Origin of the sequence: Actinospineispora acaciae DSM 45401, from assembly GCF_000620785.1 — a bacterium.
In the GTDB taxonomy this organism is placed as follows: Bacteria; Actinomycetota; Actinomycetes; order Mycobacteriales; family Pseudonocardiaceae; genus Pseudonocardia; species Pseudonocardia acaciae.
This window is the reverse complement of record NZ_JIAI01000004.1, coordinates 247444-268321: the sequence shown is the minus strand read 5'-3', so window position 1 is coordinate 268321 and position 20878 is coordinate 247444. Positions and strand designations below refer to the sequence as shown.

Genomic DNA, 20878 nt, shown 5'->3' with positions numbered 1-20878 from the left:
GACCAGCGCCGCCAGGCGTCGGGTTCGCGCCCCGTGGGGCGGTTCAGCGGGCGGGAAAGCGCGCTTCTGCCGCGACCGTGACCGCGTTGCGAGGATGGTCATCCGACCGCCTCCCTTTCCAGCTCGTGGGCACGGGCCACCTCGTCGTGCAGCAGGGTCCAGATCCGGTGGCGGTAGTGGGCGAACTCGGGCGTCGACCTGATGTCCTCTGAGTCCCGGCGGCCGAGGTCGATGTCCACCACGCTCTTCACCCGACCCGGCCGCGAGGTCAGCACCGCCACCCGTTGGCCCAGGTAGACGGCCTCGTCGATGCCGTGGGTGATGAACACGACCGTCTTGTGGGTGCGCTGCCAGATGCGCAGCAGCTCGTCCTGCAGCGACTCGCGGGTCTGCGCGTCCAGCGCGGCGAACGGCTCGTCCATCAGCAGCACCTCGGGGTCGTAGGCGAGGCTGCGCGCGATCGCCACCCGCTGGCGCATGCCGCCGGAGAGCTCGTGCGGGTGCCGGTCGGCGAACCCGGCGAGGTCCACCAGTTCGAGGTACTCCCGTGCGCGCTCTGCCCGTTGCCGGCGCGGGACGCCTGTCGCTTCGAGCCCGAACTCGACGTTCCCCAGCGCGGTGCGCCAGGGCAGCAGCGCGTACTGCTGGAACACGATGCCCCGGTCCAGCCCGGCGCCGGTCACCGGCTCGCCGTCGAGCAGGATCCGCCCCGCGCTCGGCGTGGACAGCCCGGCCAGCAGGTCGAGCAGGGTCGACTTCCCGCACCCGCTGGGCCCGACGATCACCATGAACTCCCCGGCCGCCACGTCCAGGTCGATGCCCTCCAGCGCGGTCAGCCGCCCGGGCGTGCCTCGGATCGGGAACTCGCGCCCGACGCCGTCGAAACTGATCTTCGCGGTCATGGCTCAGGCCTTCGCGTAGGAGTTGAACTCGTTCGTGTACAGGTCGCCGGCCTTGACCGACCCGCGAGGGATGTCGCCGCGATCGGCCAGCCAGTCGATCCAGACCTGCAGCTCCGCGTCCTTGATCAGGCCGCCGGTGCCGGCGACGCCGTAGGTCTTCCAGTACCGCAGCGGGTCGGTGTCCTCGTTGCGCCGCCGGTCCGTCATGATCTTGGTGAACCGCTCGATGACCTCCGCGCGCGGCGTCGTGCGGCTCCACTCGATGGCCCTGCCGACGCCGGAGACGAACGTCCGCACGGTCTCCGGGTTCCGCTCGACGAACGACTTCTTGATCACGTAGCTGCCGGCGGTGAACGCGCCGAGCAGCTCGACGTCGCTGAACAGCTTGCGGATGCCGCCCCGGGCCAGCGCCTTCTCCCGCAGCACGCCGTCCAGCGCGCCGACCTCGATCTGGCGCTGGCGCAGCGACTGCTCGGTGTTCACCGGCGGCACCACGATCGGCTCGACCCGCCCGATCTCCTCCTTGGACAGCCCGTTGCGCGCCAGGTAGATGTCCAGCATCGCCTCGCTGTGCGCGCCCAGGGTGTTCATGCCGACCTTCTGGCCCAACAGGTCGCGCGGCCCCCGGATCGGGCTGTCGTCGAGCACGTAGTACCCGGTCTCCTCGTCCCGGTCCCGCCCGTAGTAGCCGATCACCGCCGTGACCGGTGCGCGCGCGGCGGCGAGCTTGACCACCGCGCCGTTGAACGCCCCGCCGAAGTCGACCTGCCCGGTCGCGGCGGACTGGATGTCCTGCGGGCCGCTGATCGTGTTGCCGACCCACTCCAGCTTGACGCCCTCCAGGTAGCCGAGGTCGGCGGCCAGCTCGGGCGGGATGACCTGGCCGGCCCAGCCCTGGTAGCGCAGGGTGCCGGTGTTGCGACCGCCGCCGGTGCCGCACCCGACGGCCGCCGCGGCGAGGCCGGACAGGGCGAGCCCGAGGAACCGCCGTCGGTTGGTCATCAGAGGGCGGAGAAGTGGGCGGCGTCGCCGCTGCGGGTGATGCTGCGCGCGCCGTCCACGCCGACCGGGACGTCGCCGGCCAGCGTGATGCGGTGCAGCAGCCGGTGGTGGTCGTCGTAGTCGGAGATGGCGTAGTGCTGGGTCGCGCGGTTGTCCCAGATCGCCACGTCGCCGGGCTCCCAGCTCCAGCGGACGGTGTTCTCCAGCCGGATCACCCGGTCCTGCAGCAGGTGGAACAGCGCGTGCGACTCCTTGCCGTTGAGCCCGACGAACTCCCGGACGAAGTGACCCAGCAGCAGCGCGCGCTCGCCGGTCTCCGGGTGCACCCGCACCACCGGGTGCTCGGTCTCGTAGACCGTCGAGCGGAACTCCTCGCGGTAGGCGACCAGCCGTTCGTCCAGCTCGTCGGAGACGGACTCGGCGTCGGCGGCGTAGTCGAACGCGTTGGTGTGCACCGCCCAGAGCCGGTCGGCCAGGTTCTTCAGCGGCACCGGCAGCGCCTGGTAGGCCGCGGCGGTGTTCGCCCAGGTCGTGGTGCCGCCGTAGGGCGGAAGGTGGATGGCGCGCAGGATGCTCGCCGCCGGCACCCGGTCCACGAACGTGACGTCGGTGTGCCAGCTGTTCGCCTTGGACCGCTCGGAGTCGATGGGCAGCACGTGCGTGCTCGACCCGCGCACGGTGGGGTGTGCGGCGGTCGGGGCGCCGAGCAGCCGGGCGAACCCGAGCTGGCCGTCGTCGTCCAGGTGCTCCTGGCCCCGGAAGAAGATCACCTTGTGTTCGAGCAGAGCGGCGCGGATGTCCGCGACGACGCCCGTGTCGAGGCCGGGGCCCAGCCGCACCCCGTCGACGCGGGCGCCGATGCGGCCACCGATCCGGACCACCGTCACGCCGTTCGAGCCGGCGGCGGCGGAGCGTGCGGAGGTGTCGGCCTGCAGAGTCATGGGTGCGTCCTCACGTCGGCGGGATCGTGTCCGAAACAGACGGTAGGAACGCGGGGGGAGCGGCGACAACGGTTGCGCTCAGCGGGATCGTAACCGGTCAAGGACGGTACATCATGACTTGTTTGATGGATTTTATCAACGTGACGCGGACCGCCGGCCCGGAACCTCGCCGGGCTCGGCGACGTGTGTTAGCGTCGCTCGTATGGGTGAGGGCGGTAACACGTTGACGGCCACGCCGCCGTTGCGCAGCCGCCGTCACGTGGACTACTGCCGCACGGCCACCGCGCTCTGTCGGGCCTGACTCCGCTTCGAGTCCCTACCCGACCCGCCCGGGGTCCCCGGGTGGACACCCCGCGGGGAGACCGTGACAGCCACCGTCATACCCATCACCGCGCGCGGCCCGGCCGGCGCGGTCCTGACCACCGCCCGCCGCGACGGCCCGATCTTCCGCGACGAACTGGCCACCGCGACCGGCCTGAGCCACGCCACGGTGAACCGACAGGTCGCGGCGCTGCTGGAGGCCGGCCTGCTGCGCGAGCGGCCCGACCTCGTCGCGGCCGGCGCGGTCGGCCGCCCCCGGGTCCCGGTGGAGGTGGACCCGGACCGGTTCGGCGTGCTGGGCGTGCACATCGGCCCCCGGCACGCCACGCTCGCCTCCGGCGACCTGCGCGGCCGGGTGCTGGACGCGATCGACGTACCGGTCCCCGCGCCGCTGAGGCCGGCCGAGGTGATCCCGCTGCTGACCGGCCGGCTGCGGCGCTTCGGCGCCCGTTCGCCTCGGCGGCGCCCGCTGGGGGTCGGGGTCGTCATCGACGACCAGCTGCGCGGGGGCCGTGCCCCGCTCGCCCAGGCCGTGGACATGGACCTCGACGCGGTCGTCATGCCGCAGGTCGAGGCGATGGCCGCCGCCGAGACGCTGCTGACCCGGTTCCCGACGGACGGGGCCACGCTGTACGTCTACGCCCGGGAGTCCGTCGGGGCGGTGCTCACGGTGGACGACGTGGTGGCCGGCCCGTCCCGAGGCCCCGGCACGATCAGCCACCTGCCGGTCGGCGGCCCGGCCGGCTGCCCGTGCGGTGCCACCGGATGCCTGGAGGCCTCCGTCGGTGACACCGCCGTCGCGGCCCGGGCGCACCGGGCCGGCCTCGTGCCCGAACCGTCCATCGCCCAGCTGGTCGCCGCCGCCGAACGGGGCGCCCGCGCGGCGCACGAGCTGTTGGTGGAGCGCGCGCGGCTGCTCGGGCGCGGCGTCGCGCTGGCCCGCGACGTGTTCAACCCGGACCGGGTGGCGCTGCTGGGTCGCGCGTTCACCGGCTACCGGCCGGCCCTCGCGCACGTCGCCGCCAGCTTCAACGCCGCGAGCGTCCTGGAGCCGCTGAGCCTGCGCGTCAGCTCGCTCGGCCCCCGCGTGCACGCGCTCACGGCCTGCACCGCGGCCCTGCGCCCGATCTACGCCGACCCCCTCGCCGCCGTGCGCAAAGCCGACGCCCGAGCCAAGTCCCGCGTCGCGGTTGCGCCCTGACCTGGTTGGTCCGGAGCGGTGGAACCCGGCCCCCGGTTTCGGTCACGTCTCGTGGTGTCCGACGACGGCGCCGCTCCGCCGCCAGGGCGCGCCGGATGATCCGTTCGTATCGCCAGGTCAGCCACCGCCACCAGAGCGTGACAAGGAGGCCGTTGTGTCGGTCTGACTCGTTGGCGAGGCGCCACACGCGCACGGCCGGTCGAAGGCGGGTGCCGTCCGCGATGGCGTCCAGGCAGCGTCGGTGGAGCACGGCCCCACCGGGTTGGTCCAGGTAGATGTCAGGGCAGATGGCCAATCCGCATGCCGCCGTCGGGTACGGGTCGGCGGGGCTGCACACGGCGTGGACGCGCCCGTCGGTGAGGTCGGGCAGCAGGCCGAGGGTCGGCGACTCGACCTTCATTCGCGGTCATCCGTGGTTACGACGTGGGCATCACGTTGTCATGCGGTTCATCCGCCTAGAGGTACGTTGGCTACCTCGGACCATTCGTAGCGTTTGCGATCACGATTCAGCTTGATGAGCGACACCGAAGATATCTGAACGCTCGATGACGGGACCGCGAGGCCACTGATGGTCGCATGGATGTCGTCAATTCGGGCTTTGCCGTTCGAATATGCAAGTGTGACGTGTGGGTGGAACCCCTCCACGGATTCTGGCACGTTCATCGGATCCCACACGTCGCCGATACCTGCCCGAATCTGTCTTCTTAGGTGAAGAAGGTCCGAGAGGGGTTCTACCATCATGGAGACCGCTTCCTCGTCAACGCGTGGTGCACCTAACTTGGCGTGGATGGGCGGGACGTCTGAACAGCGAAGCCTCACCGATTCGCGAATCTTCTCAAGATCCTTAGCGCTCACGTCGTCGGCAAACCCGACGCCTTGCATAGTCAGGTGGATGCCTTCAAAGCTGACCAGGTCGAGCGTGTCGAGCCCTTGGGCGGCCTTGGCAAAGACGGAGACAGTATGCTGAATGAGTCGATTCTCGGGAAACGTTATGTGCCAGGTAAAGAAGGATCGACCTTGTTGCCAGCCAGGTCGCCACCACCAGTGGTCACGAGTCACGCGGGTGTGATCCGTCATGTCCGAGCCTTCGCCCTCGGGCCGCGCCCCGGCCGTTGGCGCGGCGGCGGGGGCTGTTTTCGGTGGCCCGGAGCCTACTCGCCGTGAACCTTGCCCGTGTTGGGGCGAGGCGCGGGGTCTCGGCCGGCTAGGGCGGCGGTCACGGTGCCGAGGGCGCAGACGAGCGCGAACGTGAGGAACAGGTAGCGCGCGGAGGCCAGGGTCGACGGGGCGCCGAGGTTGACCAGTACGCCGGCGAACGCGGCGCCGAAGGCGTTGCCGATGTTGAGCACGGTGGCGATGCCGGCGGAGGCCTTGGTGGCTTCGTCGGGGTCGGAGGTCACGGCCATGGTCGCGGCGCCGAGGTGCGGCATGGCCATCGCGATGCCGCTGCCGGCGATCAGCAGCGTCGCCACCCACACGATCATCAACCACGTCGGCGGAGCGTCGCGCAGCAGCAGGCCGAACAGCGCCAGGCCCACGGCCAGCACCATCGGGCCGAACAGCTTCAGCAGCCGGATCACGCCCAGCCGCCGCGCGGAGCCGGTGAACAGCTGGACCAGCGTCCAGCCCAGCGCGAGCGCCGCGCCGAAGAAGCCCGCGATCACCGGCGGCATGCCGCCGAGCCGCTGGCCGAACAGCGGCAGGAACGACTCGGTGCCGATCGCGAACGCCAGCGTCGCCGTGGTCAGGTACAGCCACTTCAGCGGGTTGTGCGCGACGAACACGAGCGTGCTCAAAATCCGAGCCCGAGCGCGGCGCTCGGCGGCGAGGAAGGCCGCCAACAACACGATGCCGCCGAGCAGCAGCGCCGTCATCGGCCATCCCGGCGGTACGATCCCGGCCACGCTGATCGCCGCGGTGACCGCCGCGACCAGCACCGACGTCGCCGGCACCGGGGCTGCGGCCCGTGACCGGTCGCCGCCCGGCACCGCCCGCCCCACCGCGAACGCGATCAGCACCGCAGCCAGCGTCAGCACCGCGAACGCATACCGCCACGAGGTGAACTGCGCGAACACCCCGCCCACCCCAGGCCCGACGAAGTTGCCGGCCGCGAACATGCTCGAGATCAACACCATGCCCCGTGACCAGAGCCGCTCCGGCAGCGCCCGCTGCACCATCACGAACGCCAGCCCGTGCAACAACCCACCGCCGAACCCCTGCAGCACGCGCCCCACCAACAACACCGGCATGACCGGCGCCAGCCCGCAGATCACCGACCCGAGCGCAAAACCGCCGAGCGCGATCCGGTACGCCCCCGCACCGCCCCACCGCGCCCGGCACGCGCTCACCAACGTGGAGCCGATCACCATGGTGACCACGTACAGGCTGGTGCTCCACGCGTAGAGCTCCTCGCCGCCGATCTCGGCGATGGCCGTGGGCAGCAGGCTGGCCACGACGTAGATGTTGAGCGCGACCATCAGCACGCCGCCGGAGATGACACTCGATATCCCCAGGTAGCGGGCGCGCAGCTCGGCCCAGGTGCCCGCTCCGGCCGGCGACAGACTCATCCGGGCGACGCTATGACCTCAACCGGAATTAAGGTCAAGAGGCAATGCAGGCTGGAGAGATGGCGCGTCGCGGTAGCGGTTGGTTTCGCACGCTGGTCCACGAGGCGCGTTCCCGATGGACGTTGTTGCTGGTCGTCGCCTGCGTGCTGGGCGGGGTTCCGCTGGTCGTGCTGCTCAACCCGGACCAGCGGCTGTCCCTGCTCGGGCAGAGCGTGGCGGTCGGGGCGCGGGAGCCCGAGCTGTCGCTGTCCGGCCCGGCGCAGCTGGTGCAGATCGGCAACACCAAGCTGGACCTGCCCATGCTGACCGTCTACGGGCCGCTGCGACCCCGGCTCTCGCTCGGGCCGGTGCAGCGCAACGCGGGCGCGCTGCAGGCGCTCGACCCGGCCACCTCGGCGCGGGCCTGGGCCGACACCGTCCACACCCTGGCCGACGGGTTCCTGACGTGGTTCGCCTGGGGCGCGGTGGGGATGCTGGCGGTGGCCCTGGCCGGCAGCGCCGTGATGGGCTGCGTGCGGATGATGATCGTGCTGCGCCGCGCGAGCCGGCACGGCCGGTTCCCCGTCGGAGACGCCGTTCTGTGGCGCCACCTCTCGGGCGCGATCGGGCGGATGACGCTGGTGGCGGTCGCCGTCTCGCTGGCCGCGTGGGCGGCGAGCGGGGCGCTGGCCTACCTGGGTACGACCCGGGGGCTGGCGAAGGTCGGCTCGCTGACCGAGCTGGTCGGCACCACCCGGGTCACCCCGTCGCCGGTCGGCGCGCCGACCTACGGCTACAACGGCGCGGTGATCGGCGACTCGCGGGCCTCCCGGGTCGGCGGCCCGCCGGTGCCCGGCGCCGACGCGGCGGACACCGCGTGCGAGCGCAGCGCCGACTCGCTGGCCGTGGAGCTGGGGCTGCTGGGGTCGAAGAAGGTGCTCAACCTGGCCTGTTCGGGCGCGAGCATCGCCCAGGGCCTTCGCGGTTCGCAGCCGGTCCGCGACACCCAGGTGCCGCCCCAGGTCGGCCTGCTCAAGCAGGTGCGCGGGCTGGAGTTCGTGGTCGTGGCGGTCGGGCCGAACGACCTGTACTGGCAGGACTTCCTGCAGTACTGCTACAGCCAGGCCGGCTGCGACGACAGGCTCACCGCCGGCGAGTTCGGCTACCGGCTGGCGGGCTTCGACCAGGACTACGCCGGCCTGCTGCGCGACCTCAACGACCTGCCGGACCGCCCGAAGGTGGTCATCATGACCTCGTACGACCCGTTCGCCACCGACGCCGGGGCCGACTGCCCGGACGTGCGCGGGCCCGTCCAGTTCCCCGGGCTCGACCAGCACAAGATCGACCTGCTCCGGGAGCGCAACACCCAGCTCAACGCGACGCTGGAGGCGGGCGCCCAGAAGTACGGCTTCACCGTCGCCCGGCCCGAGGTGACCCCGCTGTGCGCCCGCCCGGTCGACGGGGGCGGCCCCGACCTGCAGGGCCTGCGCGATCCCCGCCCGTTCCACCCCACGGCCGTCGGCGAGCTGCGGATGGCCGCGGCCGCCGCGCAGGCCCTGGCCCGCACCCAGCCGCCACCGCAACGCTAGGCGTCTCGCACCAGCCGATAGGTGAGCAGGGTGAGGGTGTGGCCGATGGTGCGGGCTTCGAGCAGGTGCAGGGGTTTGGTGTTGCTGGTCGGGCCGAACAGGCGCACGCCGTCACCGACCAGGACGGGGTACGTCAGCAGGCGCAGCTCGTCGGCCAGGTCGTGGTCGATCAGTGTGGGCACCAGCCGGGAGCTGCCGTAGACGACGATGTCCCCGGTCAGCTCGTGCGCCAGCTTCGTGACCTCGTCCACGACGTCGCCGCCCAGCACAGTCGTGTTCTGCCAGGCGGGATGTTCGAGCGTCGAGGAGACCACGTACTTGGGCATGCCGTTGAGCCGGTCGGCCCACGCGCCGGTCCGCGACGGCCAGCGCTCGGCGAAGAACTCGTAGCTGCGCCGCCCCAGCAGCATCGCCTCGGCGGCCAGCGCCTCGTCCGAGTAGACCTTGGCCCACGCCTCGCGGTCCGCGGTCCCGAGCCGGCCGAACCAACCGCCGCGCGTGAAGCCGGTCTCGCCGGTCGGGTCCTCGACGACGCCGTCGAGCGTGACGTTCTCGCTGATGATGATCTTTCCCATGGTGGTCCTCCCGGTGTTGACTGCCGGGTATGGAGAAACCGCGACGCCGGGGAACTGGGCGCGGGCACGGCGCCCAGTTCGCCCCTCGGCCGGTGTCCGTACACGTGTGATGACAACCGAGCTGATCTCACGGGCGCGCGGCGGCGACGGCGAGGCGTTCCGCGCGCTGACCGAGCCGTACCGCCGGGAGCTGCAGGTGCACTGCTACCGGATGCTCGGGTCGTTGCAGGACGCCGAGGACGCGCTGCAGGACACGCTGCTGGCGGCCTGGCAGGGGCTCGACGGGTTCGAGGGGCGCGGCTCGCTGCGCACCTGGCTGTACCGGATCGCCACCAACCGGTGCCTCAACGCGCGGCGCTCGGCCAGCCGGCGCCCGGCCCTGGACTGGGACATGCCCCTGGTCGAGGCCCCCGAGCCCACCCGGCTCGGCGAGCTGGCGTGGCTGGAGCCCTACCCCGACGCGCTCGTCCCGGAGGCCCGCTACGAGCGGACCGAGTCCATCTCGCTGGCCTTCGTCACGGCCCTGCAGCTCCTGGCGCCGCGCCAGCTCGCGGTGCTGGTGCTGCGCGACGTGCTCGGGTTCCCGGCGGCCGAGGTGGCCGGCATGCTTGACACCACCGTCGAGTCGGTCACCAGCGCCCTCAAGCGCGCCCGCGCCGGGCTGCGGCGCCGGCTGCCGGCGACCGGCGAACCGGCCCCGGCCCCCGACTCGCCGGCCGAGCGCGCGCTCGCGCAGCGGTTCGCGCGCGCCTACCAGGCGGGTGACGTCGACGCGCTGGTCGCCCTGTTCACCGACGACGTCTTCGTCTCCATGCCGCCGATCCCGCTGGAGTACGAGGGCCGCGACGTGGTGGCCCGCCTGTTCGCCGGGATCTTCGCCTCCGGCCGCCGGGTCGACCTGGTGCCCACCCGCGCCAACGGCCAGCCGGCGTTCGGGGCGTACCTGCGCGCCGCCACCGGCATCCGGCAGGGGTCGGGCCTGTTCGTCCTCACCCTCGCCGGCGAAAGGATCCGCGCCTTCACCCGCTTCGACACCGGCGTGCTGGCGTGGTTCGGGCTGCCGCGCTCGCTCCCGCCCCGAACGTGACGAGGCTCGCGGCCGCGATCAGGCACGCCGCGACGCCGCCGTACAGCGTGGCCAGGCCGAAACCCCTGGCCAGCGCCGGGCCCGCCAGGCCGCCCGCCGCGTCCTCACCGTTCGCGACCCGCTGCGCCAGCGCCCGGATCGCCGGTTCGGCCAGCCGCCCGGACAGTTGTGCGCGCAGGCCGTCCGCGATCCCGGTGACCAGCAGCAGCCCCATCACGGCGATGTTGACGGCCAGCGACACCAACCGCGCGCTCATGTCGATGCCCGAGGCCATGCCCGACCGGTCGCCGGGCACCGAGGCGGTGGTGGTGTTGGTGACCGGCGTGTTGACCAGCCCGAGCCCGGCCCCGGCCAGCAGCGCGCCGGGCAGGACCGTCGCCCAGCCCGGGTGCTCGGCGCCGCTGCCCCGGTACATCAGCAGCAGGCCCGAGCACCGCCAGCTCCACGGCGCTGGTGAAGCCGAGGCCGGACCCCTGGGTGATGTAGAAGACCAGCCCGAACACCCCGAGGCCGAGGGTGCCGATGCCGAGCAGGTCCAGCCGCCCGGCCTCGGGGTCGCGGGACTCCCGCACGCCGAGCGCGATCAGCGCCAGCGTGACCGCGGCGACGACCACGTGAACCAGGAACACCCAGCGCCAGCTCGACAGCGCGAGCAGCGCGCCGCCGATGGCCGGCCCGAAGCCGAGCCCGACCCCGAACACGATCCCCCAGGTGCCGAACGCCCTGGCCCGCCGGCGCCGCTCCCGGAACTGGTGCGCCAGGATCGCCACCTGACAGATGAGCATGGCGCCGCCGCTCACGCCCTGCAGGAACCGCCCGGCGACCAGCACCGTCACGTCCGAGGCCAGCCCGCACAGCAGCGAGGTGACGCCGAACGCGGCGACCGCCGCCGCGAGCAGCCGCCGACGGCCGAACCTGTCGGCGAGGACGCCGGTCGCCACCAGCACGGTGGTGCACGCGATCGTGTAGGCGTTCATGACCCATTGCAGGTCGGCAAACCCGCCGTGCAGCACCTCGCCGACGGTCGGCAGGACCACCGGGACGCTGGAGATCTCCAGGCCGAACATGAGCGAGGACAGGCAGATCGCCCCGAGCGCGATCGCGTCGCGCCCGCCAGGGGTGAGTTTCATGGCGAAATGCTCGCCGGGTTCGCCGTCTGGAGGAACGAGAAGATGACGGCAGTTCTGGCTTCTGACGCTTCAGATCGGCGGTAATCTCGATGCCATGGCTGTGAATCAACGTCCAATGCTCGATTCGACCGACAACGCCATCCTTCAGCTCCTGCAGGCGGACGGGCGGATGAGCACGGCGGAGCTGGCACGGGCGGTCTCCATGTCGGCGTCCTCCACCTCGGATCGGGTGCGGCGGCTCACCGACCTCGGCGTCGTGCGCGGCTACCGGGCCGTCGTCGATCCGGTCGCCCTCGGCTACCCGATGACGGCGTTCGTCCGGCTCCGGATGGCCACTCCGGCGGGCAAGGCGTTCGACGAGCTGCTGGCGGGCACGCCCCAGATCCTGGAGGCGCACCACGTCACCGGGGAGGACTGCTACCTGATCAAGGTGATCGCGCGGTCCATGACGGACCTCGAGGTCCTCACCGACAAGCTCGCCACCTTCGGCCAGGTCATCACCAACCTCGCGTTCCGCAGCCCGGTGCGCGACCGCGCGCTTCCGCCCAGCGCCGAACTGGCCGAGGACGCCGCGTTGGCCTAGCGTCGGTGGCCGTGCGCATTGTGGACCCGAGCTTTGGCATCCCGGTCGACGAAGAGGTCACGCCGGTAGCCCGCGACGGTGAGCCGGCGGGCGCGCTGTGCCTGTTCTCCAACTCCAAGCCGGGCGCGAACGAGCTGCTCAACGGGGTGGCCAGGCGGCTGGAGGCGGAGCGCGGCATGGCCGGCATCGGCTTCGACTCGAAGCCCAGCGCGGCGTCCCCGGCCGACGCCGCGACCCTGGACCGGCTGGCCCGGCGGTACCGGAGGGCCATCGTCGCGATCGGCGATTGAGGCTCCTGCTCGTCGTGGAGTCTCCACGACTCGGTGGAGCTGGAGCGCCGTGGCGTCGTCCCGTTCCTGATCGTCACCCGGACCTTCCTGCCGCTGGTCAACGCCCAGGCGAGGGCGCGGCGGGTGGAGCCCCGGCTGGTGGTGATCGACCATCCGCTCGGCGGGCTGACCGAGTCCGAGCTGGCCGGCCGGATCGACGCCGCGTACGCCGGCGTGGCCGACCTGCTGGACGTCGCGCCCGCCGCGCCCGTCGTCGGGCCGCGCGGCGATGACGGCCGCGCGGAGGCGCTCGACGTGCCCGACCTCGGGCCGGCGGACTGGTTCGGCTGGGCCGAGGAGCGCGGCTGGGGCGACGGGCTGCCCACCATCGCGCCGACCGAGGACCTGGTGGACGCGATGCTGGTCGGCGCCGTGCCCACGCTCGCGCTGGGCCCGTTGCCGCCGAGCCGGCTGGTGCCGTCCCTGAGGTCGGTGGCGGCCAACGCGGTCATGGCCGGCGCCCGCCCCGCCGACCTGCCGGTGCTGCTGGCCGCGCTGCACGCCGTCCAGGCCGACGAGTACAACCTGCACGGCGCGCTGGCCACCACCCACCCGTGCGCGCCGATGCTGCTGGTGAACGGGCCGATCCGGGAGCGGCTCGGGCTGAACTCGGGCGGCAACTGCTTCGGCCAGGGCACCAGGGCCAACGCGGTGCTCGGGCGGGCGCTCGCGCTCGTGCTGGCCAACGTCGGCGGTGCGCGGCCGGGCACCATGGACCGGGCCACCCAGGGCTCGCCGGCGAAGTACAGCTTCTGCTTCGCCGAGCACGAACAGGCCAGCCCGTGGCCGCCGTACCACGTCCGGCGCGGGTTCGACGCGTCCGACAGCGTGGTGACGGTGATGGCCGCCGAGCCACCGCACAACATCAACGACCACGGCAGCACCACCGGCCTGGAGATCCTGACCACCGTGGCCGGCAGCATGGCGAAGTCCGGCTCGAACAACGTCTACCTGAGCGGGCCGCACCTGCTGGTGCTCGGCCCGGAGCACGCCGCGACCCTGCACCGGGACGGCTGGACCGTGGACGGCATCCGGGAGTGGCTGTGGGAGCACGCCCGGATCCCGGTTGACCGGATCTCGCCGGGCAACCGGGCGTACTTCGCCGGCGCGGGCATCGAGCCGGACGGCGGCCACTACCCGGTGAGCACCGGGCCCGAGCGGCTACACCTCGTGGTCGCGGGCGGGGCGGGCAAGCACTCGGCCTGGATCCCGTCCTTCGGGGCGACCGAGGCGGTGTCGGTTCGTATACCGCCTACGTGAGGTCGGCGAGCAGGTCCCCGTCGTGGGCCACCATGTCGAGCGGGTACTCCTGCATGAAGGTCATGAAGTCCGGTAGCCGATAGGCGTCCGCGACGGCGGCATTGATCTTCTTGAGGACCTTTCGCTTGGTGTCCGGATCGGCGCCGAGAGGAATGTGCACCATGAACACGGGCCTGGCCGGTTCCGAGCCGAGGAGCCCGTTCTGGCTCACGCTGTCGAGCGGCCACTCGCGCAGGAAGATCCGCACGTCGTCGGGGACGGGCCAGGCCTCGTGCAGGGCGTCGTAGGCGGCCTTCACCAGTTCGCGCTTCTTGTCGACGCCAACGCCGGTGGGCACGTCGAGATATCCAACAGGCATGTCGTTCTCCTTCAAAAGGATCAAACTGTCACTATCTAGTTTCTTCTGGATACTAAGCGATGTCAAGGGCAAACTTGGCGTGTGTACGATGGAAACCATGGTGACGAACCGCCGGTACGGTGACGGGTGCGCGATCGCGCTCGCGCTCGACCATGTGGGCGAGCGGTGGGCGCTGCTGATCGTGCGCGAGCTGGTGCTGGGCCCGAAGAGGTTCACCGACCTGCGGGACGGGCTGCCGGGCGCGGGTTCCAAGGTGCTGGCCCAGCGCCTGCGGGAGCTGGAGGACGCCGGCGTGGTGCGGCGCCGCACGCTGCCCCCGCCGGCCGGCTCGCAGGTCTACGAGCTGACCGAGTGGGGCGCCGAGCTGGACGGCGTCATCGTCGCGCTGGGGCGGTGGGGCGCGCGGGCCTCGAACCCGTCAACCGATCACGTGGGCGCGGACTCGGCCATGATCAAGCTGCGCAGCTCCTTCCGTCCCCGGCCGGAGCGACCGTGGAGCGCCGACTACGAACTGCGCATGGGCCGCCACCGCTTCACCGTCCGGGTCGCCGACGGACACCTGGTCGAGATGCGCCGGGGCGAGCCACCGGGACGGCCGGACACGATCGTCGACACCGACCCGGACACGGTGAACCGCATCCTCGACGACCGCGCGCTCACCGAGGCGATCGACGAAGGCCGGCTCACCCTGACCGGAGACGCCCATGCCGGCCGCCGCCTGTTCGAGGCGACGATCAACCGCTCCGGAGCAGCGCCCTCAGGCCCCGGCTGACCGCGCGCAGCGGTCTGTGCCCGGCAGAGCATCACGCCGCCCTCCGCGATAAAACACCTGGTCAGAACCCGTGAGTGGTTAGGGGTGCCATAGCACCCCTAACCACTCACGGGTCTTGACCAGCGGAAACGTCAACTGGTTCTGGAGAGTCGGCGGCGGGTGCTGAGCGTGATGGTCAGCGCCGCGGCGGTCAGTGCCACGCCGAACCATACGGCGCCCCGGACCCCGAGCTGGTCCGCGACCACTCCGCCGAACAGGGCACCGAGCGCGATCGAGGTGTTGTAGCCGAGCGTGTTGATCGCCATGGCGGCTTCGAAGGTGTCGGGCGCGGCGTCGAGCGTCAGGTTGACCTGGGACAGGTTCGCGGCGCCGAAGGAGATCCCCCAGAGGGCCACCGCGATGATCACGCCGGCCGGGGTGTGGCCGAACGCGAGCAGCAACAGCAACGATGCCACCAGCCCCGCGCAGGCGACGGTGAAGCTGCCGAGGAGGTTCTTGGTCACGGTGTAGCCCGCGACGAAGTTCCCGGCCGCCCCGCCGGCGCCGTAGATCATCAGCAGCACGGTGATGAAGGCGGGCGTGCCGAACGGGCTGGCCTCCACGAACGGCCGGATGAAGGTGTACGCCCCGAAATGTCCGAGCACGTACAGCGTGACGGTGATCATCACCCCGCGCAGGCGCACGTTCCGCAGCGGCAGCCGGAAGACCTCCCGGGCCGGGACGGCGTTGTCCGAGGGCAACGACGGGACGACGGTGGCGACCGCGAGCAGCACCAGCGCGCTCAGGCCGCTCCAGATGAGGAACGTGGTCCGCCAGTCGGTGAGGCTCTCCAGGAAGGTGCCCAGCGGCATGCCCACCACCGTGGCGATCGAGATGCCGGACAGCGCGACGGCGGCCGCCCTGCTCGCGTGGCGGTCGGGAACCAGCCGCATCGCCATGCTCACGCCGATGGCCCAGAACACCCCGTTGGCGAAGCCCATGACCAGCCGCGCGGCCAGCACCAGCGGGTAGTTCGGCGAGAGGGCGGTGACCAGGTTTCCCACCGCGAGCACCACCAGCAGCGCGGACAGCAGCACGCGCCGGTTGACGCGCCTGGTCCACGCCACCAGGAACGGCACGCCCAGGCCGGCCGAGACGCCGTACAGCGTGACCATCAGCCCGGCGATCCCGACCGAGATGCTCAGGCTCGCGCTCACCGGGGTCAGCAGGCCGACCGGCATCAGCTCGGTGGTGACGAAGACGAACAGGCTGGCGGTGATGACGCAGACGCCCAGCCACGACCTCATCGCCGAGCGCGGGCGGGTGCGCGTGCGCGCCGAGATAGTTTCCATGGAAGAGACATTACTTTCCATGGAAGGTATCGTCAAAGCATGGCCTCACGGTGGGACCCCGACAGCGAGCCGGACGACGTGGACCGCATCGTCGGCCAGTGGCGGCGCGAGCGGCCCGACCTCGACGCCAGCCCGATGCACGTGGTCGGGCGGATCACCCGGCTGTCGCTGTCGCTGGACGAGCTGCTGCGGCAGGTGTTCGGCCGCTACGACCTGGGCCGGGGGGAGTTCGACGTGCTCGGCACGCTGCGCCGCTCCGGTGCGCCGTACGAGCTGACCGCGGGCGAGCTGAGCGGCTCGACGATGGTGACCTCCGGCGCGGTCACCAAGCGGGTGGACCGGCTGGAGCGCGCCGGCCTGGTCAGCAGGCGCGCCGCCGACGAGGACGGACGCGGGCGGCTGATCAAGCTCACCGACCGGGGCCTGGAGCTGGTCAACACCGTCATCGAGCACCACGTGGCGAACGAAACCAAGATCCTCTCCGGCCTCACCGACGAGGAGCGTGACACCCTGGTCCGCCTGCTCCGCAAGCTCACCCACACCCTGCCCGCGCCCTAGCGCCCGGCCGCCGTGAGGTTCCAGAAGTCGGCGTAGTGGCCGGCGAGGTGCACCAGCCGGTCGTGGTCGCCTTCCTCCAGGATCCGGCCGCCGTCCAGGAAGACGACGCGGTCGGCGCGTTGGACGGTGCGCATCCGGTGCGCCACCATCACCACCGTGCGCCCGGCCATCAGGCGCTCGATGCCCTGGTGGACGGCCGCCTCGTTCACCGGGTCGAGCGCCGAGGTCACCTCGTCCAACAGCACGATCGGGGCGTCCTTGAGCAGCGCCCGCGCGATCGAGACCCGTTGGCGCTCGCCGCCGGAGAGCAGGGTGCCGCCCTCGCCGACGTTCGTGTCCCATCCCCGGGGCAGCCGCTCGATCACCTCGTCCAGCCGCGCGGCGCTCGCCGCCGCCCGCACCTCGGCCTTGCCGGCGTCGGGACGGCCGAGGCGCACGTTCTCCTCGATCGTGCCGTCGAAGAGGTAGACGTCCTGGAAGACGATGGCGATCCGGGCCATCAGCGCCTCGGAACCGATCGCGCGCACGTCCACGCCGCCCACCCGCACCGCGCCCGAGTGCACGTCGTAGAACCGCGCGAGCAACCGCAGCACCGTGCTCTTGCCCGCCCCGGACGGGCCGACGATCGCGAGCCGCTGCCCCCGCGGGACGGAGAACGACAGGTCGTCGAGCACCGCCCGGCCGTCGTGGCGAAACGTGACGGACTCGAACTCCAGCTCATGACCGGCCGGCTCGACGGGTTCGGCGGGCTCGGCCAGCGGCTCGGCGCTCAGCACGGCGTCCAGCCTGGCCAGCTCGGAGCGGGCGCCGCGCAGCTGGCCGCCGATCTCGGACAGCGACAGCAACGGGTCCGCGCAGCGGGCGGCCAGCACCAGGATCGCCAGCACCTCCGCCGCGCCGATCCCGCCGCCGAGCGCGAGGTAGGCGCCCAGCACCAGCAGGACGGTGAACGCCGCCTGCACCGCGAGCGTCAGCCCCACCACACCGGGCAGCGCCGCGAGCGTGCTCCGCCGCGACACCCGCTGAAGCTCGCGCAGCGAGTCGTCGAGCAGCCCGAACCGTTCGACTGTCCGCCCGCCGGCCCGCAGCACCGGCTGCGCCTGCAGGTACTCGATGACCCGGCCGGTGGCCTGGTGGTCGCGCTCGTGGCGCTCGGCGTCGGTGGAGTCCATCGCGCGTGCCGTCCAGGCCTGGATCGCCGCCACCACCGGCGCGGCGGCCAGCGCGGCCAGACCCATCCGCCAGTCGAACGCGAACATCACGACGACGATCGTCGCCGGCGTCACGCTCGCGCCGACCAGCGGTGCCAGCAGGTGCGCGATGACGCTCATGGCCCGCAGCACGCCCCGGCTGGCCAGCACCGAGACCTCGCCGACCCGCCCGGCGTCGTACCAGCCGATGGGCAGCCGGGCCAGGTGGTCGCCGAGCCGGTGGTACACCCCGCGCAACAGCGTGGTCCCGGCCCGGAACCCGGACAGGTCCGCGCGGTAGCGCAGCACCGCGAAGCCGGCGACCGCCGCCCCGAACGCCACCAGCCACGGCCAGGCGCCGCCGGGCGTAGGCCCGAACAGCGCCCGCAGCACCGGGACCAGCAGCGCGTAGGACAGGCCCTCGGCGACCGCCGTGGCGGTCATCAGGGCCACCGTGCGGCGCACCGGCCGGGCGTACTCGTGCCCCAGCACGCGCAGCAGCATGCGAATCATCGGGCCTGGCCTCCTCGGCTCCAGAACTCGGCGAACCTCTCGTTGCGCGCGAGCAGCTCGGCGGGGCCGCCGCGCTCGACGATCGCGCCGTCCTCCAGCATCACGACGGTGTCGGCGTCGGCGATCGTCTCCATGCGGTGGGCGATGACCAGGACCGTCCGCTCGCCCTCCAGCGTCGCCAGCGCCCGCCGCAGCGCCTGCTCGGTCCGGGGGTCGGCGAAGGCCGTCGCCTCGTCGAGCACCAGCACCGGCGCGTCGGCGAGCAGCGCGCGCGCGATCGAGATCCGCTGCGCCTCGCCGCCGGAGAGCCAGGCCTGCGTACCGATCACCGTGTCGTACCCGCGCGGCAGCTCCAGGATCCGGTCGTGGATGTTCGCCAGCCTGGCCGCGCGGACCACGTCGTCGAGGCCGGCCTGTGGCACCGCCAGCGCGATGTTCTCCGCCACCGACGCGCGCAGCAGGCTGGTGTCCTGGAAGACGAACGAGACGGTGCGGTACAGCTCGCGGGCGTCCAGCTCGCGCAGGTCGACACCGCCGAGCGCGACCGAGCCGTGGGTCGGGTCGAAGAACCGGGGCAGCAGCCGGACCAGCGTGGACTTCCCGCTGCCCGACGGCCCGACGACCGCGGTGACCGTCCCCGGCTCCAGCACCAGGTCGATGCCGCGCAGCACCTCGTGGCCGTCCTCGTACCCGAACCGGACGCCCCGCAGCTCCACCCGGTGACCTCGCGGCACGGCCGGGTTCGCGGGCTCGGGCAGCGGCGGCACCGCGAGCACGTCCCCGATCCGCCCGACCGCGCGCCGGGCGGCCTGCATGTCGTCGAAGCCGTGGCCCAGCGCCGCCACCGGAGCGGTCAGGCCCAGCCCGAGCACCAGGAACGCCAGCAGGTCCGCCGGCGCCATGCCACCGGCCGTGACCAGCGCCGTACCCCCGACCAGCACGACCAGGAGCACGAACGGGGGCGACAGCGCGAGCTGCATGCCGGCCGCGATCGCGGACAGGCCGTGCACCCAGCGGTAGAAGCTGTCGGCGAACTCGTCGGTGGCGGTGACGAAGGCGCGGTGCGCGCGCCCGGACCCGCCGAACGCCTTGACCACCGAGATGCCGCGCACGAACTCGACGACCGAGTTCGAGATCCTGCCCATCGCCGCGTCGAACTCCTTCTGCTCGCGCAGCCTCGACGCCGTCATCATCAGCGGGACGTGCGCCACCGCCAGCGCCACCGGGATCAGCGTGATCAGCGTCAGGCGCCAGTCGACGGTGAACAGGTAGACCAGCGACACCAGCGGCACCACGAACGCGGAGACCAGCTCGCCGGGGGTGTGGGCGATGAACGGGTGCACCGCGCTCACGTCCTCGCCCACCACCTTCGCCAGCTCGCCGGTGCGCCGCCGGGCGAACCAGCCGATCGGCACCTGCCCCAGCCGCGCGGCCAGCAGCCGGCGGAACTCCAGCTGCACCCGGCCGTCGAGCAGGTGCCCGATCCCCGACGACGCGGCGGTGAACACCAGCCGGACGAGCAGCCCGACCGCGCCCACGGCCACGACGAACCAGACGCGGCCGTGATCGGCAGGGCCGGGCGAGAGCAGCGCGCGGCCCAGCTCGACGACCGCCAGCAGCGGCGCCAGGCCCGCGACGGCGCCGATCACCTGCAGGATCACCACGGCCGCGAAGCTCCCGAGGTGCGGACGCAGCAGCCCGGGGGTGGTGCTCATCGCTCTCCGCTCGTCAGGTGGTCGCGGAGGAACCCGGTGAGCTGGGTCCGTGCGGTCCTGGCCTGGGGCATCAGGCCCGGCATGCTGACCAGCCCGTGGGTCGCGCCGGGGTGTTCGGCGAGCCGCGCGGGCGTGCCGGCCGCGTCGAGCCGTTCGGCGTAGCGGCGGCCGTGGTCGGCCACCGGGTCGATGGTCGGCACCACGACCAGGGCCGGGGCCAGCCCGGTCAGGTCGTCGGCGTGCAGCGGCGACACCGCGCGCGGGTCGGTTCCGGGCGGGACGGCGTAGCGGCGGAACGCCTCTACCTGCGTCACGGACAGGGTCGGGCTGTGCGCGTGCTCGGTCATCGAGGCGTGGTCGAGCATCGTCGAGGTCAGGTCGAGGCAGGGGTTGGCCAGCACCTGCGCCCGCAGCGGCAGGCCGGCGTCCCTGGCCCGGATCGCGGCGAGCGCGACGATCAGCGCGCCGGCGCTCTCCCCGGCCACGGCGACCCGCCCCGGGTCGATGCCCCAGCTCGCGGCGTGCTCCAGCAGGTGCCGAAGCGCGTCCCAGCCGTCGTCGGCGGCGCAGGACAGCGGGGTCCCTGGCGCGAGCAGGCGGTGCTCGACCGAGACCACGACCGAGGGCAGCCGCGCGGCCAGGTGGCTGTTCAGCCAGTCGCTCTGCACCGCCGTGCCCACCATCCCGCCGGCGTGCACGTGCAGCACCAGGGGCAGGTGCCCGTCCGCGCGCGCCGGCCGGTACACCCGGACCCGGAGCCGGCGGTCGGGCAGCGCCACCTCCCGCCACCGGATCTCGGCACCCCGGTCCGGGATCCCGGTGATCACCCGCATCAGCCGGGACGCCCGCCTGCGGTTCTCCGCCTCGCGGTAGGCGGCCAGGCCCTCGGCCGTCATCGCCGGCCAGTCCGGCTCGCCGCGCAGCGCGCCCAGCACCCGGAGGCGCAGCGGTGGCAGCTCCTTGACGTCGCTCATG

At 72.4% G+C, this 20878-nt stretch carries 19 protein-coding genes; 7 read left to right on the top strand and 12 right to left on the bottom strand.

Annotation, left to right across the window (positions count from 1 at the left end):
• Window positions 1-98: 98 nt before the first annotated feature.
• The 3 genes from N912_RS0121430 to N912_RS0121420 are packed head-to-tail and all read right to left on the bottom strand — an operon-like array spanning window position 99 to window position 2845.
• Window positions 99-902, bottom strand: coding sequence for an ABC transporter ATP-binding protein (locus N912_RS0121430; protein WP_028924016.1), 804 nt, complete (start codon window positions 900-902; stop codon window positions 99-101).
• A 3-nt stretch (window positions 903-905) separates the two neighbouring features.
• A complete protein-coding gene (locus N912_RS0121425) occupies window positions 906-1904 on the bottom strand; it encodes an ABC transporter substrate-binding protein (protein ID WP_028924015.1) in 999 nt (332 codons plus the stop codon).
• Window positions 1904-2845, bottom strand: coding sequence for a TauD/TfdA dioxygenase family protein (locus N912_RS0121420; RefSeq protein ID WP_028924014.1), 942 nt, complete (start codon window positions 2843-2845; stop codon window positions 1904-1906). Before N912_RS0121420 ends, N912_RS0121425 begins: the two co-directional genes overlap by 1 nt.
• Window positions 2846-3209: 364 nt before the next feature.
• On the opposite strand from N912_RS0121420, the gene N912_RS53590 reads away from it, so the two are divergent.
• Entirely contained in the window at window positions 3210-4367 is a 1158-nt protein-coding gene (locus N912_RS53590; protein WP_051580558.1) for an ROK family transcriptional regulator, read from the top strand.
• 447 nt (window positions 4368-4814) lie between these two features.
• Here the strand turns inward: N912_RS53590 and N912_RS62150 are convergent, their stop codons facing one another.
• Window positions 4815-5444 (bottom strand): 2'-5' RNA ligase family protein, encoded by a 630-nt coding sequence (locus N912_RS62150; protein WP_084211068.1) that lies wholly within the window; start codon window positions 5442-5444, stop codon window positions 4815-4817.
• 74 nt (window positions 5445-5518) lie between these two features.
• Complete coding sequence (locus N912_RS0121410) at window positions 5519-6934, bottom strand: MFS transporter (protein WP_028924013.1); 1416 nt, start codon at window positions 6932-6934, stop codon at window positions 5519-5521.
• A gap of 59 nt (window positions 6935-6993) precedes the next feature.
• On the opposite strand from N912_RS0121410, the gene N912_RS53585 reads away from it, so the two are divergent.
• Complete coding sequence (locus N912_RS53585) at window positions 6994-8502, top strand: GDSL-type esterase/lipase family protein (RefSeq protein WP_051580557.1); 1509 nt, start codon at window positions 6994-6996, stop codon at window positions 8500-8502.
• On the opposite strand, the gene N912_RS0121400 is transcribed toward N912_RS53585, so the two are convergent.
• On the bottom strand, window positions 8499-9077 hold the full coding sequence (locus N912_RS0121400) for a dihydrofolate reductase family protein (protein WP_028924012.1): 579 nt from the start codon (window positions 9075-9077) through the stop codon (window positions 8499-8501). The genes N912_RS53585 and N912_RS0121400 overlap by 4 nt on opposite strands.
• A 109-nt stretch (window positions 9078-9186) precedes the next feature.
• Here N912_RS0121400 and N912_RS0121395 point away from each other — a divergent pair, with 109 nt between their 5' ends.
• On the top strand, window positions 9187-10164 hold the full coding sequence (locus N912_RS0121395; RefSeq protein WP_028924011.1) for a sigma-70 family RNA polymerase sigma factor: 978 nt from the start codon (window positions 9187-9189) through the stop codon (window positions 10162-10164).
• Between the two features lie 104 nt (window positions 10165-10268).
• On the opposite strand, the gene N912_RS61565 is transcribed toward N912_RS0121395, so the two are convergent.
• Window positions 10269-11294, bottom strand: a complete 1026-nt coding sequence (locus N912_RS61565; protein WP_211261328.1) for an MFS transporter — start codon at window positions 11292-11294, stop codon at window positions 10269-10271.
• Window positions 11295-11409: 115 nt separating this feature from the next.
• Here N912_RS61565 and N912_RS0121385 point away from each other — a divergent pair, with 115 nt between their 5' ends.
• On the top strand, window positions 11410-11877 hold the full coding sequence (locus N912_RS0121385) for an Lrp/AsnC family transcriptional regulator (protein ID WP_211261327.1): 468 nt from the start codon (window positions 11410-11412) through the stop codon (window positions 11875-11877).
• A gap of 5 nt (window positions 11878-11882) precedes the next feature.
• Window positions 11883-13466: a UGSC family (seleno)protein gene (locus tag N912_RS0121375; protein WP_425415305.1), complete on the top strand. Its 1584-nt coding sequence runs from the start codon at window positions 11883-11885 to the stop codon at window positions 13464-13466.
• Here the strand turns inward: N912_RS0121375 and N912_RS0121370 are convergent.
• Window positions 13459-13824, bottom strand: a complete 366-nt coding sequence (locus tag N912_RS0121370; RefSeq protein ID WP_156993835.1) for a tautomerase family protein — start codon at window positions 13822-13824, stop codon at window positions 13459-13461. The two genes, N912_RS0121375 and N912_RS0121370, sit on opposite strands and share 8 nt — an antisense overlap.
• A gap of 97 nt (window positions 13825-13921) precedes the next feature.
• Between N912_RS0121370 and N912_RS53575 the strand changes: the two genes are divergently transcribed.
• On the top strand, window positions 13922-14596 hold the full coding sequence (locus N912_RS53575) for a winged helix-turn-helix transcriptional regulator (protein WP_051580554.1): 675 nt from the start codon (window positions 13922-13924) through the stop codon (window positions 14594-14596).
• Window positions 14597-14727: 131 nt separating this feature from the next.
• Here the strand turns inward: N912_RS53575 and N912_RS53570 are convergent, their stop codons facing one another.
• On the bottom strand, window positions 14728-15927 hold the full coding sequence (locus N912_RS53570; protein WP_028924006.1) for an MFS transporter: 1200 nt from the start codon (window positions 15925-15927) through the stop codon (window positions 14728-14730).
• Window positions 15928-15966: 39 nt separating this feature from the next.
• Here N912_RS53570 and N912_RS0121355 point away from each other — a divergent pair, with 39 nt between their 5' ends.
• On the top strand, window positions 15967-16485 hold the full coding sequence (locus N912_RS0121355; protein ID WP_028924005.1) for a MarR family winged helix-turn-helix transcriptional regulator: 519 nt from the start codon (window positions 15967-15969) through the stop codon (window positions 16483-16485).
• On the opposite strand, the gene N912_RS0121350 is transcribed toward N912_RS0121355, so the two are convergent.
• From N912_RS0121350 to N912_RS0121340, 3 genes are read right to left on the bottom strand one after another with little or no spacing between them, the layout of a single operon-like run.
• Window positions 16482-18188: an ABC transporter ATP-binding protein gene (locus N912_RS0121350; protein WP_028924004.1), complete on the bottom strand. Its 1707-nt coding sequence runs from the start codon at window positions 18186-18188 to the stop codon at window positions 16482-16484. The genes N912_RS0121355 and N912_RS0121350 overlap by 4 nt on opposite strands.
• A complete protein-coding gene (locus N912_RS53565; protein WP_037065806.1) occupies window positions 18185-19903 on the bottom strand; it encodes an ABC transporter ATP-binding protein in 1719 nt (572 codons plus the stop codon). The genes N912_RS0121350 and N912_RS53565 overlap by 4 nt, the downstream gene beginning before the upstream one ends.
• Window positions 19900-20877, bottom strand: coding sequence for an alpha/beta hydrolase (locus N912_RS0121340; protein WP_051580553.1), 978 nt, complete (start codon window positions 20875-20877; stop codon window positions 19900-19902). The genes N912_RS53565 and N912_RS0121340 overlap by 4 nt, the downstream gene beginning before the upstream one ends.
• Between the last annotated feature and the right edge of the window lies 1 nt (window position 20878).

Excerpts from the sequence above, each read along its gene's own strand:
- N912_RS0121430 (WP_028924016.1), bottom strand. The coding sequence starts at position 902 with ATGACCGCGAAGATCAGTTTCGACGGCGTCGGGCGCGAGTTCCCGATC.
- N912_RS0121425 (WP_028924015.1), bottom strand. The coding sequence starts at position 1,904 with ATGACCAACCGACGGCGGTTCCTCGGGCTCGCCCTGTCCGGCCTCGCC.
- N912_RS0121420 (WP_028924014.1), bottom strand. The coding sequence starts at position 2,845 with ATGACTCTGCAGGCCGACACCTCCGCACGCTCCGCCGCCGCCGGCTCG.
- N912_RS62150 (WP_084211068.1), bottom strand. The coding sequence starts at position 5,444 with ATGACGGATCACACCCGCGTGACTCGTGACCACTGGTGGTGGCGACCT.
- N912_RS0121410 (WP_028924013.1), bottom strand. The coding sequence starts at position 6,934 with ATGAGTCTGTCGCCGGCCGGAGCGGGCACCTGGGCCGAGCTGCGCGCC.
- N912_RS53585 (WP_051580557.1), top strand. The coding sequence starts at position 6,994 with ATGGCGCGTCGCGGTAGCGGTTGGTTTCGCACGCTGGTCCACGAGGCG.
- N912_RS0121400 (WP_028924012.1), bottom strand. The coding sequence starts at position 9,077 with ATGGGAAAGATCATCATCAGCGAGAACGTCACGCTCGACGGCGTCGTC.
- N912_RS0121395 (WP_028924011.1), top strand. The coding sequence starts at position 9,187 with ATGACAACCGAGCTGATCTCACGGGCGCGCGGCGGCGACGGCGAGGCG.
- N912_RS61565 (WP_211261328.1), bottom strand. The coding sequence starts at position 11,294 with ATGAAACTCACCCCTGGCGGGCGCGACGCGATCGCGCTCGGGGCGATC.
- N912_RS0121385 (WP_211261327.1), top strand. The coding sequence starts at position 11,410 with ATGCTCGATTCGACCGACAACGCCATCCTTCAGCTCCTGCAGGCGGAC.
- N912_RS0121370 (WP_156993835.1), bottom strand. The coding sequence starts at position 13,824 with ATGCCTGTTGGATATCTCGACGTGCCCACCGGCGTTGGCGTCGACAAG.
- N912_RS53575 (WP_051580554.1), top strand. The coding sequence starts at position 13,922 with ATGGTGACGAACCGCCGGTACGGTGACGGGTGCGCGATCGCGCTCGCG.
- N912_RS53570 (WP_028924006.1), bottom strand. The coding sequence starts at position 15,927 with ATGGAAACTATCTCGGCGCGCACGCGCACCCGCCCGCGCTCGGCGATG.
- N912_RS0121355 (WP_028924005.1), top strand. The coding sequence starts at position 15,967 with ATGGCCTCACGGTGGGACCCCGACAGCGAGCCGGACGACGTGGACCGC.
- N912_RS0121350 (WP_028924004.1), bottom strand. The coding sequence starts at position 18,188 with ATGATTCGCATGCTGCTGCGCGTGCTGGGGCACGAGTACGCCCGGCCG.
- N912_RS53565 (WP_037065806.1), bottom strand. The coding sequence starts at position 19,903 with ATGAGCACCACCCCCGGGCTGCTGCGTCCGCACCTCGGGAGCTTCGCG.
- N912_RS0121340 (WP_051580553.1), bottom strand. The coding sequence starts at position 20,877 with ATGAGCGACGTCAAGGAGCTGCCACCGCTGCGCCTCCGGGTGCTGGGC.